This window comes from Malaciobacter marinus (assembly GCF_003544855.1).
GTDB lineage: Bacteria > Campylobacterota > Campylobacteria > Campylobacterales > Arcobacteraceae > Malaciobacter > Malaciobacter marinus.
The window spans coordinates 1,510,605-1,527,918 of record NZ_CP032101.1 but is presented as its reverse complement, the minus strand read 5'-3'; the positions used below and the strand labels follow the sequence as shown (position 1 = coordinate 1,527,918).

Genomic DNA, 17,314 nt, shown 5'->3' with positions numbered 1-17,314 from the left:
TACTACAGAAGATTACATATACCTTTTTGAAGAGTATTTTAAAAAAGAAAAAGATATTAATATAAAGTAATGATTTAAATTAGTATTTTCTTTAATTCTAGTTATATTTTAAAATATTAAATATACTGATTATAATACAATTTAAGATAAAATAATTATATATAATATTTTAAAATAAGAAAGAGAATGCAGGATTTTATAAATAGAAGTTTCAAAGATTTAAAAACAAATAAAATTGTTTATTTTTCTGAATTATTGACTCAAAATATATCTGTAATACTTGGTGAACCCGCTTCTGGAAAAACATACCAATTAAGGCAATTTAAAAAAGAGAATAATGAAGTTGTTCATTTTGTAAATTTGATAAATATTGAGTCAGAAAAAAATTTAGAGTTGATACAGAATAAAAAATACATTTTACTTGATTCTATAGATGAAGCTTTGGTAGATTATAAAAACCACAAAAAATTACAAAAACAATTAACTGAATTTATTAAAAGCTACAGGAATCAAAATCCAAATATTAAATTTGTACTTACTTGTAGGCAACTTGAGTGGAATGATTACTTCAAAAGTGAGTTAGAAGAATTGGATAAAACACTTACTGTGTACCAAATTCAAGACCTAACAAAAGATGAAATAAATCAACTTCTTATTCAAGTTAAAATAGACACTGATGAGTTTTGGGAATTTATTTCTAAAAACTATTTAGACTTCTTATTGAAAAATATACTCGTAATATTTAATATAATTGATAATTATAAAGAGTATCAAAATAAAGAATTAAATTTCATAGATATTTATTTTGATTTGATTAAGGAGCATCTTTCTGTAAAAGGAGATGATAGGGAAGTACTTAGTTCTGAAACTTTAATAAGGTTGATTAATATATCTTCATCTTTAGCTACCTACATGCTATTAAATAGAAAGTCGTCTATATCTTTTAAAAATCCTAATAAATTGGTTGATGAGTTATACGAAATTGACAATAAACCTATAAAACAAGAAGAATTAGAAACTATTTTGAATACTTCCTTATTTAAAAAAGATGGCGGAAACTTTAGTTTTTTTCATAAATCTGTTCAAGAATTTTTAATGGCTCATTTTATCAATGAAAAAAAACTCGATTTGCAAACTATTAAAGAACTTTTTTCACATGAATTAAGATTTTATGAAGAGTTTGAGGAAGTTATTATTTACCTAACAAATTTAAATAATGATTTATTTAATAAATTTGTAGAGTTTGACCCATTTATTTTTAAAAGACATCCTAGTTTAACTAAGGAACAACAGCAAACACTTTTAACTTCAATGCTATATAAACTTAAAAATGAGAAATCTATGGCTTGGGGTAGATGGCATGATTTTGAAGGTACTACTTTAGTAAGATTTGACAAATTAAAACTATCAACTTTAATACAAAACTTTATAAAATCGTCAGATATTGACAAGTTGGTATTTGCCTATTTGATTGCACTGCTAGAATATAATTATTCAAAAGAGATGGAAGATTTGATATTTAAATATCTTGAAAATTATTCTAATGGCAATTTATCTTCAAATGAAGAATATGATGAAATATCTCATAGTAAATTTGCTGGAAATAAAAATCTTAGAGAACTAATTGAAGATAACTTCATAGATAATCTTGATTTTAATAAAAGACTTTTTGAATTTCTAAAATCAAAAAAACTCTTAAATTCAAATATGCATAAAATATCAATGTTGGATTTAGAAGTTCAACTTTTTGAATCTTTGTATGGGATTAAGTATATAATTAGATATGGAGATAATAAAAAAGCAGATTTCATAGATACAAAATTTGAATTTGAAAATTTAATAGAATTATTAGATGCTATACCAAATAGAGAACTAGAGTATATTGTTCCTTATTTAAAACCCATGGATACTTTAAAGTGGTTAGAGTATATAGAAAAAAAGAATGATAAAGAACATAACAATCATACTAATTTGTGGTGTGTTTATGCAGTATTTCTTCATAATAATTCTAAAGATTCAATTAAGAAGGTTTTTGAATTTCTAAATACTCATTTTATATATGTAGATAATATTGAAATAGAGCAAATGCCTTTTGATTTTAAAAAGATTTCTAATAATTTCTGGGAAATATATTTTTCAATAAATATTGAAAAAATTCATCATGTTGATGCTATTTTTAAATTCTTAAATATTTCTCTAGAAGATATAAAAAAAGTAACTTTGAAGTATCCTGTTGAAAATTATGTTAAGTATTATGAAAAGTTGAAATTTAATAAAGATATAGATAAATATTTAATGTCAAATAATACTTTTGAAGCTCATGTTAAAGCAACAAATAAATACTGGGAAGAAGAAAGAAAAAAACATAAACAAGAATTAGAAAATCAACTTCTAGAGGATGAAGTATATCAACAAAGAATTCAAAATAAGGCAAAGTATAAAAAAATATGTGAAGATAGCTTAAAAGCTTTAGCTATAAAACAAGATTTTTATAATGTCTTTATATGTGAAGAGATTTTTAGAGATGAAAATAGCAACAAATTATTTGAAATTTTAACACCTGAACAACATAAACAATTTTTGGATTTTATAAAAAATGATTTAGTCAAAGATGTATCGTATAAAAAGATCAAAGAAAATGTAAATGCAACTCAGTACAATGTTTTACCTACAGCTCTTTATATTTATTTTTTAGTAAATAATGATTCTTCAAAAATTGTGAGTTTAGAACAATCTAATTTGATTTTTGAGAAAATATTTTTTCATACTTTTAGATTTCACAAAATAAAAGAAAAGTATTTTATTTTATTGGCTAATGAATATTTTGATAATTTTATTTTACTAATCCAAGAGTTAGTTGAATTATCACTCGAACAAAGTGAACATAAAGACTTAATTTATTTATATGAATTTAGGGAAGTTATTGAAAAAATTAAAAAATTTAATAAAGAAAACTTATCACGTTTCATTCAAAGCTTATTAAATTTAGATAAAAATATTTTTAAAATCATTAAGGATGATTACAAAATTGAAGAGATACTAAAGATAATTTCACTAGAAGAAAAATCTTATGATTTTATAGATAATCTTAGAATCATTGATAGCGATAGAGCATATTTGTATTTGGAATATTTATTAAAAATTGACCCCAAAAGAGCTTTATCTAGTTATTTTTTAGAGTACAAAACAATACCAACAAAAATAAAATTTTACAAACTAAAAAAGCTTTTTAATCTCAAAATAAAAGATGAAGATAATAAAAATTCATATGACAAACAAAATATTAATCAATACAAAATTAAACTCTTTAAAGATTTAATTAGTGCTTTGAAAAAAAATAAAGGTATTGATTTTCTTAAAGATGAATATATTCATGTGATTATAAATGACTACTATCTGTTTTTCAATGAGTATCAAAGACCCACAGGTGTTTATTCCCCAGGAATATATGATGGCATGAATGAATATATCAATTATATTTGGAAAAGTATTGGTTCAGATAGTAATCATATTAACTTACTCAAACAATTATCCAACAATAGATGCAAAAGATTATCTGATTCGGCAAAGTATTATTTACAAGAAGCCTTTAATAATCAAAATAAAAATAGAAGCCATCTAAATAATTACTATAAAAAAATATTTGATAAGGATTATGTGATGAGTAAGTCAAATCTTGAAAAAATTAAAAACAAATGGGAAAAATTAACGATGTATCAAAAAATTACGATAACTGTAGCTATAATTGGAACTATAATATTACCTATTTGGTTAAACTTATCATCAACTAATGTTAAAATAAACAACAATAATCAAAGCCCAATTATTCAAGAAAATCATGGAAATATAATTTATAATATTGATAGTTCTAAAAATCAATCAATTTATAATAATGTTGAAATAACAAAAAAAATTGATAATCTAATTAATTTAACTACTATAAATATTCAGGGTAATAACCAGCAAGAACAGAAAGATATTAATACAAAGATTTATATTTTGAATGAAGCAAAAAGGATTAATGAGAAAAATATTTCAATTGCAGATAAAAATCAAGAATGTAAAAGCCAAGCTCTTAATTCAAAAAATTTCTTTGGATATGAAATAAACATTATGAATGAAATTTGTAATGAAATATTTAAATAAAAAGGTTTATATTTATTATTTCTTATATATATAGGTAGCTATAAGCTAGAAAAAAGAGGAATTCTATTCTCCTCTTAATCCTTTTCTCATTGCTTCAACTACCGAATTATCAGCTTTTGTGTTAGTAAAAAGTTCAAATGCAAGTAAGCCTTGATATAAAAGCATATCTTCGCCATCTTTTGTTTTTAGACCCTCTTTTTTTGCTAGGGCTAAAAATGGTGTTTCTTTTCCATATACACAGTCAAAAGCGTAGCTTGAATTTAAAAATACATTTTCTAATTGTGGTTTACTCATAGGAAGTTCATCATCTTTTAATCCTGCACTTGTTGAGTTAACTACTAAATCAAAATAATCAAGTCTAAAATCTTTCCATGTAAAACATTTGATATTTTTTTGTTTAAAAAAGTCAAGTTTTGAATCACTTCTATTTACGACTGTTACTTCTATATTTTTTTGCTGTAGTGCAAGTGCAATTGCTTTTGCAGTTCCTCCAGCTCCTAATACTAAAACTTTTTTTATATCTCCAAAGCTTTCAATTGCTTTTAGAAAACCTGGCGCATCTGTATTATAAGCAATAACTTTATCATCTTTTTTTATATATGTATTTACAGCTTCAATTTCATTTGCTATTCCTATAACTTCATCTGCTTGTTTAAAAGCTTGTTCTTTATGAGGAACTGTAATATTAGCACCAGTGTATAAATTATTTAAAAATTCATTTTTTAATTTTTTACCATCTTTTAAATGATGTTTTTTATAAACTGCATCAATATTTAAATGCTCAAAAGCGCTATTATGCATTTGAGGTGATTTAGAGTGTTCTACAGGATTACCAAAAATCGCATATGCTTTTGTGTTGTTTGTTATATTTTCCGACATTATCTACCTTTATGAAGACGTGATTTTATCTAAAATATTATAATATAAAATTAAATGAAAAAAGTTACAATTAAATAATTTCTTTAAAGGAGAGTATTTATGGAAGTTTTAAAAATTTTTACAAATAAAAAAGATGGGAATCTTGCTTATCATGTGAACGATAAAAAAGTAAATGTAGATAAAAATAGGCAAGATTTACAAAGATATGGTTTTACAATAAAAAACTTAAGATTTATGAATCAAATTCATAAAAATAATATTGAGATTATAAATAGTGATTCTTCAAAACTTATTGATAATTGTGATGCTTTGATAACAAATGAAAAAAATATTCCTTTATTAGTCATGGTTGCTGATTGTATACCTGTACTTTTATACGACAAAGAAAAAGGTGTAATTGCTGCTATTCACGCAGGTAGAAACTCAACTTTTTTAAATATTAGTGAAAAAACTGCTAAAAAAATGATAAAAGAGTTTGCTTGTGAAGCAAAAAATATAAAAGCAATATTAGGGCCTTCTATTCAAAAATGTTGTTATGAAGTAAGTCAAGAGTTAGCGAATATTGTAAAAACTTCTTTTGGAAAAGAGTTTGTAAATAATAGAAATATTGATTTACAAGGAATAAACAAACAGCAGTTAGAAAAAGTGGGTATTAAAGACATAGAGATTTCAAATCATTGTACAAAATGTACTGATAATAGTTACTTTTCATATAGGGTTTCAAGTAGTACTGGAAGATTTGCAGGAGTTATAGAATTAAAATAATATCTTATGTTTATTATAAAACTAAATTATGTGTAAGAATTATGTAAATTATAGCTAAAAATGAGCTTAAGTATATAAAAAATAGAGATTTTTAATAAAATATTCATAAAATTAAGTTTCGATTTGTTACAATTGCGCTTCAAATTACACTGAGAAAGGTTAGAGATGAGCGTTAAAGTTACAAAAGAAGAGGCTTTAGAATATCATAGAAGCCCAAATCCAGGAAAAGTTGCCATTGCAACAACAACAGAATTAAATAATCAAAGAGATTTATCCCTTGCATATTCACCAGGTGTTGCTTTTCCTTGCGAAGAAATTAAAAGAGATCCAAAGTTAGCATATGAATATACTGCAAAAAGTAATCTTGTAGCAGTAGTTTCAAATGGTACAGCTGTACTAGGTTTAGGTGATATTGGGGCACTTGCATCAAAACCTGTAATGGAAGGTAAAGCTGTATTATTTAAAAAATTTGCTGCTGTTGATTCATTTGATATTGAAGTAGATACAACAGATGTAGACAAGTTTTGTGAAGCTATAAAAGCAATTGCTCCTACATTTGGTGGTATTAATCTTGAAGATATAAAAGCACCTGAGTGTTTTGAAATTGAAAAAAGATTAGTTGATGAATTAAATATTCCAGTTATGCATGATGATCAACATGGAACAGCAATTATTACAAGTTCTGCTCTTTTAAATGCTAGTGAGATGATGAATAAAGCTATTGAAGATATCAAAATTGTAGTTGTTGGTGCGGGAGCTTCAGCTATTGCTTGTTCTACTATGTATAAAGAATTAGGTGTAAAAAACTTAATTATGTGTGATTCTAAAGGGGTTATTCATAAAGGAAGAAAAGATTTAAATAAATATAAAAAAGATTTTATGATTGATGAGCCTTTGACTTTAGAAGAAGCATTTACTAATGCTGATATGGTTCTTGGACTATCAAGACCGGGGACATTTACAAAAAAACATATTGCACTTATGAGTGAAGAACCAATTATTTTTACACTTGCAAATCCTACTCCTGAATTATTTCCAGAAGAAGTAAAAGAAGTAAGACCAAAAGCTATTATTGGAACAGGAAGAAGTGATTTCCCTAATCAAGTAAATAATGTTTTAGGTTTTCCTTTTATATTTAGAGGAGCGCTAGACGTAAAAACTAGAAAAATTAATATGACTATGAAAATTGCTGCTGCAAGAGCAATTGCTGATTTAGCTAAACAACCATTAACAGATGAATTAAAAGAGGCATTTGGTGATTTAGTTTATGGAAGAGAGTACATTATTCCAATTCCTTTTGATAAAAGACTTATGGTAGAAGTTTCAAGTGCTGTGGCAAATGCAGCAGTTGAAACAGGTGTTGCAAGAGTTACAGAGTTTGATTTAGAAGCTTATAGAAAAAATTTAGCAGCATTAGTATAATTTCAATTATCTATTAATCAATAAAATGGTATTATTCTCGTTTTAAACTTAATGAGAATAATACTAGGATAATGATGAAAGAGTACATACTTTTAATTGATACTACAGATGATAAAGGACTTGTTTATAATATTTCAAAAGTCCTTTACGCAAATAACTTAAATATAGAACAAAATTCAGAATACGTTGATCCAGATACACTAAAATTTTTCATGAGAACAGTTATAACTGGTGATATAAAAAAAGATATACTTCTAAAAGAGTTAAAAGAAGTTCTTCCTTTAAACTCTACAATAAAACTAAATGAAAAACAAAATAAAGATGTTGTGATATTAGCAACAAAAGAGTCGCATGTTTTAGGTGATTTATTAATTAGATATTTTGATGGCGAATTAAATGCAAATATAAAAGCTGTCATTGCAAATCATGAGCATTTAAGAGATTTAGTGGAGAAGTTTGATATTCCATTTTATTGTGTGAGTGCAGAGGGATTAAGTAGAGAAGAACATGAAGATAAGATGATTGAAAAAATTAATGAATTTGAACCAGAACTTATTGTCTTGGCAAAATATATGAGAATTTTAACTTCAAAATTTGTTAATACCTATCCAAAAAGAGTTTTAAATATTCACCACTCATTTTTACCTGCATTTATTGGTGCAAATCCATATAAACAAGCCTATGAAAGAGGTGTTAAAATTATAGGAGCAACTGCGCATTATGTTACTGATGATTTGGATGAAGGTCCAATTATCTTTCAAGATGTTGTAAGAGTTGATCATAGTTACTCTTGGCAAGAGATGAGAAATGCAGGAAGAAATGTTGAAAAGATTGTTTTATATAATGCTTTTCAACTTTTACTTGATGATAAGGTATTTGTATATAAAAATAAAACGGTGATTTTATAAAATGTTTAATATAGTACTTCACGAACCAAGAATTCCAGGAAATGTAGGAACAATAGGAAGACTTGCTTTTGCACTTAATTGTAAACTTCATCTAATAAAACCTTATGGTTTTGGTGAGATAAATGAAAAACAAGTAAGAAGAGCAGGGCTTGATTATTGGTATGATTTAGAAGTTTTTGAATATGAAAATATTGAAGAGTTTTGGGAAAAATATCCTATGAGTGATAGACATTTTTTTGCTACAACAAAAACTAAACAAGTCTATTTTGAACAAAAATTTAAAGAAGGCGATTTTTTTTATTTTGGTAGAGAAGATGCTGGACTTCCTGAGAGTTTTTTAACTAAAAATGAGCAAGGATGTATTACTATTCCTATGACAAATAACGCAAGAAGTCTAAATATTGCTAACTCTGTGTCTATTGTAGCTTATGAGGCTTTAAGACAAAACTTTGCTAACTTCAAATAAGTTTTTTGCTTTTTTTGATTAGCTGATTTACAGCTTCAAGTTTATTTTGAAGCTGTTTTTTATCACTTTTATTTGAAGTTCTTTTCTTTTGTTTTTTTAATTTAGCTTTTTTTATATATAACTCTTCTAAGACTTTTAATATTTTCTTTTTTTTGATATCTTTATTTTCTTCTGTTTGTTTTAAGAATTTTTTTACTTTTTTTATCAGTTCATTTAGAGGCATTGTTCTCTTCTCCTATCTCTTTTAGTAATTCATCTTCAATGAATAAAATCATCGCAACTTCTACTAATTTCTTTTGTATTGAGTAAACTGTTGCACTATCATTTATAAGTGAAGTTGCCATTGATGCTTTGATTTTTTGTGTTCTAATTAAAGTATCAATTGTTTCACTATTTGATAAATCATTTTTGTTCAATGTACTTTTTATAACTTCAATTTGAGTTATTTTATCAAGCTCACTTAAGTTTTCATTATTTAAGCCATTTATATCAATAAAAAGATTTCCTAATTCTTCTCTTAAATTATTATACTCTTTTTTAATATATTCATTTTTACTTTTTAAGTAAAAATCTAAGTTTTTTTGAACATCTCTTGTATCTTTTAGTACTTCAATTATTAATGTTGCACTTTTTTTGAAGTTACTAGCAACTTTGTGTTGAGAACTTGTCATGTGTTCTTGTGCAAAAGAAGAATATTGTATAATCTCACTATATAATAATTTTAGATTTGTTTGATAAATTTCATCAATATTTGTATTTGATTTTCTTATTTCATCCATTAGTTGTTTTTGTAAATCTTCTTTTGTTTTTAATTTTGTTGAGTGCAAATTAAGGGCATGAAGCATTGCTCTTTGGCAGTTTTCATAAAGATTTATACACTCTTTTTTAAGTGAAAGTAATGAACTGTTTGGAATTTCAATATTTGATTTTAACAGATATTTAGGTTTTGAACTTTTTGCAACTTTTTTCTTAATAATTCTTTTTGCTAAATTTACAATTATATTTATAAAAGGAGCAACTATGATTATTCCTAGTAGATTAAATATAGTATGAAATAGTGCAAGTTTCATACTAAAGCTTTCTGCACCAATCCCAAATAAAGGAGCTAAATAATCTACAAAATCTTTTAATGAATATATAAAGATTACAGCAACTAAAGCTGTAATTACATTGAATATAAGATGAGCAAAAGCTAAACGCTTCCCATTTTCATTTGATGCAAATGAGCCAATTATTGCTGTTACTGTTGTTCCAATATTTGCTCCAATTGCCAAAGCTAAAGCATTTATATAAATTATATTTCCTGCACTTAATGCTGTTATTATTATGGCCATAGTAGCACTACTTGATTGGATAACAATAGTTGCAACTGCACCAATTAGGATGTAAAGAATAATTCCTTTTATACCAGGTAATGAAAATTGAGCTAAATCAATTGAATCTTTTAAAGTATCAAATCCATCTTTCATATAAGAAATACCCAAAAAGATAAATCCAAGACCTAACAATACATTTCCCAAGCCTTTGTATGTATTGTTTTTAAAAAATCTAAGTACTACACCAAAGATTAACATAGGCATAGCATAAGCTGAGATTTTTATTTTTAATCCTACACTTGATACTATCCAAGCTGTTGTCGTACTACCTAGGTTTGAACCAAATACAATACCAATACCTTGTGCTAAGGTTAATAATTCAACTGATAAAAAGGAGATTACAATTACTGTAATTAAAGAAGAACTTTGCACAATAGAAGTGGCTAAAAAACCAGTTGTTATAGCCTTAAAAAGATTACTAGTAAATCTTTTTAAAATATTCTCTAGTGCACCACCTGAAAATAGTTTAAAACCATTTTCCATAAAATACATACCAATTAAAAAAATTGCAATACCACTCAAGATTATTTTTAGATTCTCAGATGACGAGATAAAATATGCTGTAATCAAGAATCCTAATGCAATTGCCAAGTTTTTAACCATAAAAAATCCTATATAATATAGTTTAATTATATATTATAACAAGATTTTTTATTAAATAAGGCTTGTTTAGATAAAATTTTACAGATTTTTAATAAAGAAAGTAATCATGAATAAAATATTAGTATTAGAAGACGATGAGCTTTTTGCTCAAACATTAGAAGATTTTTTAGAAGAAGAAAACTTTGAAGTAGATATTGCTTATGATGGACAAGAGGCTTTAGAGCTAAACTTTAATAGTAATTATGATTTATATTTACTTGATATTAATGTTCCTTTGATAAATGGATTAGATTTATTAAAAGAGTTAAGGGGAAGTGGAGATACAACTGCTACTATTTTTCTTACATCATATAAAGATAAGCAGACATTAGAAGAGGGATTTTTAAATGGTTGTGATGATTATTTAAAAAAGCCAGTTGATTTAGATGAGCTATTACTTAGGATTAAATCTGTACTTAAAAGATGTGGAAAGCCAGTAAAAGAGCTTGAGCTTTTTGATGAGTTAACTTTCAATCCTATTTTAAGACGAGTTTATAAAGAAGGAAAAGACTTAAATCTTCCCATAAAAATAGTTTCATTGCTTGAATTATTTTTGGAAAACCGTGATTCAATTGTTTCAAAAGAGATGATTATTTCTAGACTTTGGAGTGTTAGTGAAGAGTATAGTGAGGGTTCAATTAGAGTGTATATAAACAATCTAAAAAAGATTTTAGGAAAAGAGAAAATTACTAATATAAAAGGTATAGGATATAAAATTGAATTCTAAAATAAAAGATTTTTTAATTTCAATCTCAATTGTATTTACATTTACAACTATCTTGACTCTATTTATGAATTATATTTTGATTAGTTATTTTGGATTGAATAAAGATAATTTTATAATTATAGTTTTACCATTACTTGTGTGCTCTCTTGTTCTTTTTTTGGCTTTAAGCAAATCTATTCTTGAACCACTTTTTAAAAGTGATGAAAACTTACAAAAAACAGTAAAAAAGACTTTGCATGAGTTAAATATACCTGTTTCTACAATAATGTTAAATACTCAAATGCTTGAAAGAAAAATAACAGATGAAAAAGCTTTAAAAAGATTAGAAAGAATAAAAAAAGCTTCAAGTGATTTACTAAAATTATATGAAGATATGGAATATAGCATAAAAAAAGAGATTGACAATGTTGATAAAGATACATTCTTTTTATATGAAGTTGTCAATAATTCAATTGATAAGTTTGAAGATATAAAAAAAGATATAAGAATAGAAAATAATATTGATAAAGAACTCTTACTTAAGACTGATAAAAATGGTTTTTATAAAGTAATTGATAACCTTTTATCAAATGCCATAAAATATAATAAATCAGATGGATATGTAAAAATAGGATTAAAGGAGAATACTATTTTATTTATAGAAAATAGTGGTAATACAATAGATACAAAATATCTTTTTGATGTATTTGATACTTTCTTTCAAGAAGATAGTTCAAAAAAAGGTTTTGGCTTAGGACTTAGTATAGTAAAAGAGTTTTGTGATAAAAATAAAATAGCAATAAATATAATCCCCTTAAAAGACGGTTCAAGGTTTGAATTAAATTTAAAAAAACATTTTTTTAATAATCTTTCACAAGATACTAATATTTAATTAACATTTATTTAACACATTTAAATTAAAATCTATAAAATTTAATTTAGGTGAATTATGAATATTGAAGTATTAAAACACTTGATAGATTATGGAGTTATAGCATTATTGATTTTTATGAGTTTTATTTCTGTTTGGTTTTTTATTGAAAGAGTTATTTTTTATAAGAAACTTGATATAAATATATATAAAAATAAAAAAGCTTTAGAAATTGCTCTTACAAGACACTTGACAATTATAGGAACTATTGCTTCAAACTCTGTTTATATTGGTCTTCTTGGAACTGTGTTAGCTATCATGCTTACTTTTATGACTATGAGTGGCACAAATATTGAAGCTGAAAAAATAATGTCTTCTTTGGCTCTTGCACTTAAAGCAACAGCTGTTGGCTTAGTAGTAGCAATAGTTTCAATGATATTTTATAATATATTAAGCAGATATGCAGAAGTTCTGGAAAGTAAATATGAAATTAAAGAAATTTGATAGCATAAATGTATTGCCTTTTATTGATGTACTATTAGTACTTTTAACAATAATTCTTATGACTTCAACTTTTATCACAAAAGGGCTTATTCCTGTGTCTTTACCAAGTGCAAAGAGTACTAGTAATTTAAAAATAGATAAAAAGCTAGTAATTGTTATAAATAAAAAAGGAGAGTTTTTTTGTAATAATAATCTTGTAAATTCTAAAAATATGAAAAATCATATTTTAAAATTCAAAAAAGAGACACAAGTTTATATAAAAAGTGATAAGAATGCAAGATTTGATAGTTTTGTTCAAGTTCTTGATATATTAAAAAGTAATGATTTTCAAAACATATCAATAGTAACAAAAAAATGAAAAGATATATTAGCTCTTTTTTTATTGCACTATTTATATATATTAGTATAATTGCTAGTTTTTATGTTTTGTTTGCAAATGAAAAGATGATAATTAATAAAAAAAAGGATACAAAAAAAATCTCTTTAAATTATGTTCAAATAAAAAAAGAGATAAAAGAAAAAAATATTCAAAAAAAAAGCATAAAGAAAAAAGAGATAAAACAGACTATTAGAAAAAGTAAACTAATAAAAAATAAACCTAAAAAAAATAAGAAAATTATTAAAAAAGAGACAAAAATTGTTAAAGATACTATCAAAAAATCAAAAGATAATAAAAAAATAGTATCGAAATCATCTAAAAAAACATCAAAACCAAAAAATAATATAACTTCATCACAAGTAACTTTAAATCAATCAAAAATTTATATAGATAAAAATTTACTTCTAATTAGAAAATTGATTCAAAAAAATATAGTCTATTCAAAAAGAGCAAAAAGATTCAATATTCAAGGTGTAGTAAAAGTGAAGTTTAAAATATCAAAAGATGGTAAGATTAATAAAATAGATATTCTAAAAGGGCATAGCTTACTAAGAAAGTCAACTATTGAAGCTATAAAAAAAGCTTCTAAGAACTTTCCAAAGGTTCCTAAAAGCTTAATTATTACTCTACCTATTGAGTATAGATTAATTTAGTAAATTAAAAACTCTCCCATGAGTCATCATCTTTTAATGAAGATTTAAATTCTAAGGGTGCTTTTTCTTCTTTAGTTGTTTTTTCTTTTTTTATATCAACATGAAGTTGTTTTGCTTTTACACTATCTTTACCTTCAAACTCTTTTTCATTTGCATTTTCAACTACTTTTTTTGCAATTTCAGATGTATTTAATGCAACTTCTTGAGTTTGTGTTGCAATAAGTGCATTTTGCTGTGTTTGTTGATCTAAATTATTGATTGCATCATTGATTTGAATGATACCACTTTCTTGTTCTTTTGCTGCATTTGAAACATCAGAGATTAAAAAACTTGTTTTATTAATATCCTCTTTTAAATGGTTATAACCTTTTATCATTTCATTTGCAATATTTTTACCTTCATTTGTTTTAAGTGTAGCATTTTCAACTAACTCTTTAATCTCTTTTGCTGCTTGTGCACTTCTACTTGCAAGGTTTCTTACTTCTTGTGCTACAACTGCAAAACCTTTTCCTGCTTCACCTGCTGTTGCAGCTTCAACAGCTGCATTTAAACTTAAGATATTTGTTTGAAAAGCGATTTGGTCAATTACTGTTATTGCTTCATTTATTGAACTTACTTGTTCATTTATATCTTCCATAGAAGAAGTTGTTTTAATAGCTAAGTGTTCACCATTTAAAGTAGATGAAGAGACATCTTTTGTTAAAGTATCAATTTCTGAAATTTTATTTGTTGTTAATTTTATATTTCCTGTTATTTGTTCAATTGCTGCTGCAGTTTCTTCTAAACTTGTTGCAGCTTCATTTGAACTTGTATTTAATGTATCAACATTTTGTAATAAGATATTTGAACTTTCATTAAGAGTTAATCCATTTGCTTTATTCTCTAATAACATTTGTGTAATAGAAAGGCCTAAATTATTTACCCCTGTTGCAAGTTTTTCTAAATGTTTTTTTATTCCATGCGTATTTACTTTTTTTAGATAATTATATTTTGAAAACTCTTCTAAAACATCTAAGATATTATCTATATTATTTTCAAGATTTTGTCCCATATTGTTTAACACATCTTTTAACTCATTAAGTGCTGGATTTGTTACATTTGTTGAAATTCTTTGACATAAGTCTCCTTGTTGGAACTCATTTAAAACAGCAATTGTTTCATTTATAATGGCTCTATCTTCTTCAATAGAATTTTTAGTAATAGTAATATTTTTATTTACTACTTTGGACATAACTCCAAACTCATTATTTGAATTGTTTGTTAAAGGTTTTACTTCATTTGTTTCTCTATTTAAGTATCTAAAGAAGTTTAATAAGCCTTCTTGAAATTCATGAATTTGTGTATTTATATCTTTTGGAATATATGCACCAAGTAATAAAATAATTAAAAGAACAATTGCAGATAGTATTTCAATTGTTAATGTTAAACTTTTATTGATACTTTCTACTTGTGTTCCAACAAGCTTTTGTTCATTTTTAATTGATAATTTTATATCAGCAGTTATTTTTGCAATTTTAGGACCGATTGTTCTTAGTTCCTTAATTAATGTATTTTCCTTATCTATTATGAACATAAGTTTATCAACGCCTTGTTTATAAATATCAATTAAGTTTGTTGCATTGTTTAACTTTTGAATATTTGCATTAGAATACAATGTAGGTTTTATTTTATTTATTTGTGTTCGTAAAGTATCAAACTTTTTTATTACTTCGTAATTATGCTCTTTTTTATTTGATGTAACAAATTTAAGTGCATAAAGTCTTCCTAAAAGTAGAGTTCTGATAGCTTTTGCAGTTTTTAAAGAAGCATTTACATTATTTTGTTTGTTAGAACTTAACATGATTTCATTTAAAAGTTGTTCTATTTTTTTACCATTAATTGCTAAATTATTTTCTACAATGCCATTGTTTTGACTTCTATAATCATTTAGTTCATAAAAATTCACACTATAGACTTCTAATAATTGTGCTAAAGTATCTACAAGTTTCTTTTCTTTAGGATTTTTAGTACTGTTTTTTAGTTGTTTTTCAAAATCACTAGTTTTTTTATAATATTGTTCAAAACGGTTTAGACTAAAGTTTTCATTTTTATTAATAAAGTCCTTTACTTCCATCCTTACCATAAGCATATTTTCTTGAACACTACTTGCAAGGTTACTATTATTTGCCATATTTTTATATTTATCAAAGCCATTTGAAGATTTTGATAAACCATATATACTATATGCAGCCAATGAAATAATTAGTAAACTAATAGTGATAAATGAGACTATTAATTTTAATTTAATAGATAGATTTTTCATAGAATATTTCTCCTCAAAAATAAGTGCATTATGACAAGCATTATTATTCAAGCTTAGTTTAAAATACAACTTATTTTTTATTTAAGTTACAAATATACATATAAAAATTATTTATAAAGGATTAAATTTTATTTATTCTTTCTCAATTATTATTTTTATTAACCATTAAATCTATTTTGCTTAAGTTTTGAAAACTTTAAAAGATATATTTATTGTTTTTGATACAAGCTTTTTTGTAAGAAATTTTATTATATCTTTTAAATAGGTCTTATTTTCTCTAAAAGGTAAAAAGTAGATTTTTTCGTTAGTTGTTCTATATATCATATAGTAAGGATGTTTTTTCTTTTTAGTTAAAGTCTCAATTGAAATAAAGAAGAATTTATCTTGTTCTTTTTCTTTCATTAAAAAAAATCCTTCAAATAATTTTATTATATATTTTGTGTTTTAAAATTATATATAAAAATAGTATCAATATATTAACACTTTTTAAATTATTTAAAATTATTTATTTAAGGATAAAAAATTATTATTTAAATTTTTCTATGATTTTTGCTTCTAATTCTTGTATAGTTTCAATAGCATCTTCTTCATGGTCTGAAAAGCCCCAGTTAACTAAAACTGAATCAACATTTGCTTTAGCAGCTGCCATTGTATCTTTTAAGCTATCTCCTATTAGTTGTGCATTTGTATTTAAAATACTATGTTTATCAAGAATTTTTTGCACCATTTCTGGGTGAGGTTTTGGATTTGTAACGCTATCATATCCTAAGATTGTAGGAAATAATGAGCCAATTCCCACATGGTCTAGCATCTTTTTTGCATATTGTGAGTTTGCATTTGTTGCAACAGCAAGTGTAAAGTCGTTTTTTAAATCATCAAGTAAAGTTGCTATTCCATCATATAGTTCCAAATCAGTCAAACAGTGTTCATTATAATAGTTTTCAAATAAGTGCACTTGTTCATCTGTAAACTCTTTTGTTCCATAAAAGAACTCTGCTGAGTTGATTTCTGGTTTATTAATATGCTCTAAAATATACTTATCTTCTAATCTATGAAGTCCAGTATTCTCTCTAACGTAGTTTATAGTATTTGTGATGGCTTTTGAACTATTTACTAAAGTTCCATCCATATCAAACATGATTAATCTCATTTAATTCTCTTTATAAAAAATTTATCTTATTATACGCTTTTGAGCTCAAATATTAGGTTAAGTAAGAAAATTAACACTTACTTAACAAACAGAAGTTATAATTATTTTACAAAACAAGAATTAGATTCCTCCTACACAATTTAAT

Annotated in this window: 16 protein-coding genes; 10 read left to right on the top strand and 6 right to left on the bottom strand. The window is 24.9% G+C overall.

Features of this window, described 5'->3' with window-relative positions; all coding sequences use genetic code 11:
* Positions 1-186 precede the first annotated feature (186 nt).
* Positions 187-4,146, top strand: a complete 3,960-nt coding sequence (locus tag AMRN_RS14230; RefSeq protein ID WP_165772837.1) for an NACHT domain-containing protein — start codon at positions 187-189, stop codon at positions 4,144-4,146.
* 63 nt (positions 4,147-4,209) lie between these two features.
* Here AMRN_RS14230 and AMRN_RS07565 read toward each other — a convergent pair whose 3' ends face one another.
* Entirely contained in the window at positions 4,210-5,025 is an 816-nt protein-coding gene (locus AMRN_RS07565; RefSeq protein ID WP_099310868.1) for a shikimate dehydrogenase, read from the bottom strand.
* A 99-nt stretch (positions 5,026-5,124) separates the two neighbouring features.
* On the opposite strand from AMRN_RS07565, the gene pgeF reads away from it, so the two are divergent.
* From pgeF to AMRN_RS07545, 4 genes are all read left to right on the top strand, one after another.
* Entirely contained in the window at positions 5,125-5,790 is a 666-nt protein-coding gene (gene pgeF, locus AMRN_RS07560; protein WP_099310867.1) for a peptidoglycan editing factor PgeF, read from the top strand.
* Between the two features lie 165 nt (positions 5,791-5,955).
* On the top strand, positions 5,956-7,212 hold the full coding sequence (locus AMRN_RS07555; protein ID WP_099310866.1) for a malic enzyme-like NAD(P)-binding protein: 1,257 nt from the start codon (positions 5,956-5,958) through the stop codon (positions 7,210-7,212).
* A gap of 74 nt (positions 7,213-7,286) precedes the next feature.
* A complete protein-coding gene (gene purU / locus AMRN_RS07550) occupies positions 7,287-8,120 on the top strand; it encodes a formyltetrahydrofolate deformylase (RefSeq protein ID WP_099310865.1) in 834 nt (277 codons plus the stop codon).
* Position 8,121: 1 nt separating this feature from the next.
* Positions 8,122-8,586 carry a tRNA (cytidine(34)-2'-O)-methyltransferase gene (locus AMRN_RS07545; protein ID WP_099310864.1) on the top strand — a complete coding sequence of 155 codons (465 nt, stop codon included), beginning with the start codon at positions 8,122-8,124 and terminating at the stop codon, positions 8,584-8,586.
* Here the strand turns inward: AMRN_RS07545 and AMRN_RS07540 are convergent.
* Positions 8,579-8,809 carry a hypothetical protein gene (locus tag AMRN_RS07540; RefSeq protein WP_099310863.1) on the bottom strand — a complete coding sequence of 77 codons (231 nt, stop codon included), beginning with the start codon at positions 8,807-8,809 and terminating at the stop codon, positions 8,579-8,581. The two genes, AMRN_RS07545 and AMRN_RS07540, sit on opposite strands and share 8 nt — an antisense overlap.
* On the bottom strand, positions 8,796-10,565 hold the full coding sequence (locus tag AMRN_RS07535; protein ID WP_099310862.1) for a Na/Pi cotransporter family protein: 1,770 nt from the start codon (positions 10,563-10,565) through the stop codon (positions 8,796-8,798). Before AMRN_RS07535 ends, AMRN_RS07540 begins: the two co-directional genes overlap by 14 nt.
* Before the next feature lie 106 nt (positions 10,566-10,671).
* Between AMRN_RS07535 and AMRN_RS07530 the strand changes: the two genes are divergently transcribed.
* From AMRN_RS07530 to AMRN_RS07510, 5 genes are read left to right on the top strand one after another with little or no spacing between them, the layout of a single operon-like run.
* Positions 10,672-11,331 carry a response regulator transcription factor gene (locus AMRN_RS07530; RefSeq protein ID WP_099310861.1) on the top strand — a complete coding sequence of 220 codons (660 nt, stop codon included), beginning with the start codon at positions 10,672-10,674 and terminating at the stop codon, positions 11,329-11,331.
* The gene (locus AMRN_RS07525) at positions 11,321-12,202 is read left to right on the top strand and encodes a sensor histidine kinase (protein ID WP_099310860.1); all 882 of its coding nucleotides are present in this window, start codon (positions 11,321-11,323) and stop codon (positions 12,200-12,202) included. Before AMRN_RS07530 ends, AMRN_RS07525 begins: the two co-directional genes overlap by 11 nt.
* Positions 12,203-12,259: 57 nt before the next feature.
* Complete coding sequence (gene exbB / locus AMRN_RS07520; RefSeq protein WP_191282097.1) at positions 12,260-12,685, top strand: TonB-system energizer ExbB; 426 nt, start codon at positions 12,260-12,262, stop codon at positions 12,683-12,685.
* Positions 12,666-13,043, top strand: a complete 378-nt coding sequence (gene exbD, locus AMRN_RS07515; RefSeq protein ID WP_099310858.1) for a TonB system transport protein ExbD — start codon at positions 12,666-12,668, stop codon at positions 13,041-13,043. Before exbB ends, exbD begins: the two co-directional genes overlap by 20 nt.
* A complete protein-coding gene (locus AMRN_RS07510; RefSeq protein WP_118897402.1) occupies positions 13,040-13,717 on the top strand; it encodes an energy transducer TonB in 678 nt (225 codons plus the stop codon). Before exbD ends, AMRN_RS07510 begins: the two co-directional genes overlap by 4 nt.
* 4 nt (positions 13,718-13,721) lie before the next feature.
* Here AMRN_RS07510 and AMRN_RS07505 read toward each other — a convergent pair whose 3' ends face one another.
* From AMRN_RS07505 to AMRN_RS07495, 3 genes are all read right to left on the bottom strand, one after another.
* Positions 13,722-16,019 carry a methyl-accepting chemotaxis protein gene (locus AMRN_RS07505; protein WP_099312736.1) on the bottom strand — a complete coding sequence of 766 codons (2,298 nt, stop codon included), beginning with the start codon at positions 16,017-16,019 and terminating at the stop codon, positions 13,722-13,724.
* Positions 16,020-16,199: 180 nt separating this feature from the next.
* On the bottom strand, positions 16,200-16,421 hold the full coding sequence (locus tag AMRN_RS07500; RefSeq protein ID WP_118897400.1) for a hypothetical protein: 222 nt from the start codon (positions 16,419-16,421) through the stop codon (positions 16,200-16,202).
* A gap of 124 nt (positions 16,422-16,545) precedes the next feature.
* On the bottom strand, positions 16,546-17,169 hold the full coding sequence (locus AMRN_RS07495; protein ID WP_099311578.1) for an HAD family hydrolase: 624 nt from the start codon (positions 17,167-17,169) through the stop codon (positions 16,546-16,548).
* Positions 17,170-17,314: the final 145 nt, after the last annotated feature.

Bases quoted from the DNA above. Each gene is read 5' to 3' on its own strand.
- AMRN_RS14230 (WP_165772837.1), top strand. From the start codon at position 187: ATGCAGGATTTTATAAATAGAAGTTTCAAAGATTTAAAAACAAATAAA.
- AMRN_RS07565 (WP_099310868.1), bottom strand. From the start codon at position 5,025: ATGTCGGAAAATATAACAAACAACACAAAAGCATATGCGATTTTTGGT.
- pgeF (WP_099310867.1), top strand. From the start codon at position 5,125: ATGGAAGTTTTAAAAATTTTTACAAATAAAAAAGATGGGAATCTTGCT.
- AMRN_RS07555 (WP_099310866.1), top strand. From the start codon at position 5,956: ATGAGCGTTAAAGTTACAAAAGAAGAGGCTTTAGAATATCATAGAAGC.
- purU (WP_099310865.1), top strand. From the start codon at position 7,287: ATGAAAGAGTACATACTTTTAATTGATACTACAGATGATAAAGGACTT.
- AMRN_RS07545 (WP_099310864.1), top strand. From the start codon at position 8,122: ATGTTTAATATAGTACTTCACGAACCAAGAATTCCAGGAAATGTAGGA.
- AMRN_RS07540 (WP_099310863.1), bottom strand. From the start codon at position 8,809: ATGCCTCTAAATGAACTGATAAAAAAAGTAAAAAAATTCTTAAAACAA.
- AMRN_RS07535 (WP_099310862.1), bottom strand. From the start codon at position 10,565: ATGGTTAAAAACTTGGCAATTGCATTAGGATTCTTGATTACAGCATAT.
- AMRN_RS07530 (WP_099310861.1), top strand. From the start codon at position 10,672: ATGAATAAAATATTAGTATTAGAAGACGATGAGCTTTTTGCTCAAACA.
- exbB (WP_191282097.1), top strand. From the start codon at position 12,260: ATGAATATTGAAGTATTAAAACACTTGATAGATTATGGAGTTATAGCA.
- exbD (WP_099310858.1), top strand. From the start codon at position 12,666: ATGAAATTAAAGAAATTTGATAGCATAAATGTATTGCCTTTTATTGAT.
- AMRN_RS07510 (WP_118897402.1), top strand. From the start codon at position 13,040: ATGAAAAGATATATTAGCTCTTTTTTTATTGCACTATTTATATATATT.
- AMRN_RS07505 (WP_099312736.1), bottom strand. From the start codon at position 16,019: ATGAAAAATCTATCTATTAAATTAAAATTAATAGTCTCATTTATCACT.
- AMRN_RS07500 (WP_118897400.1), bottom strand. From the start codon at position 16,421: ATGAAAGAAAAAGAACAAGATAAATTCTTCTTTATTTCAATTGAGACT.
- AMRN_RS07495 (WP_099311578.1), bottom strand. From the start codon at position 17,169: ATGAGATTAATCATGTTTGATATGGATGGAACTTTAGTAAATAGTTCA.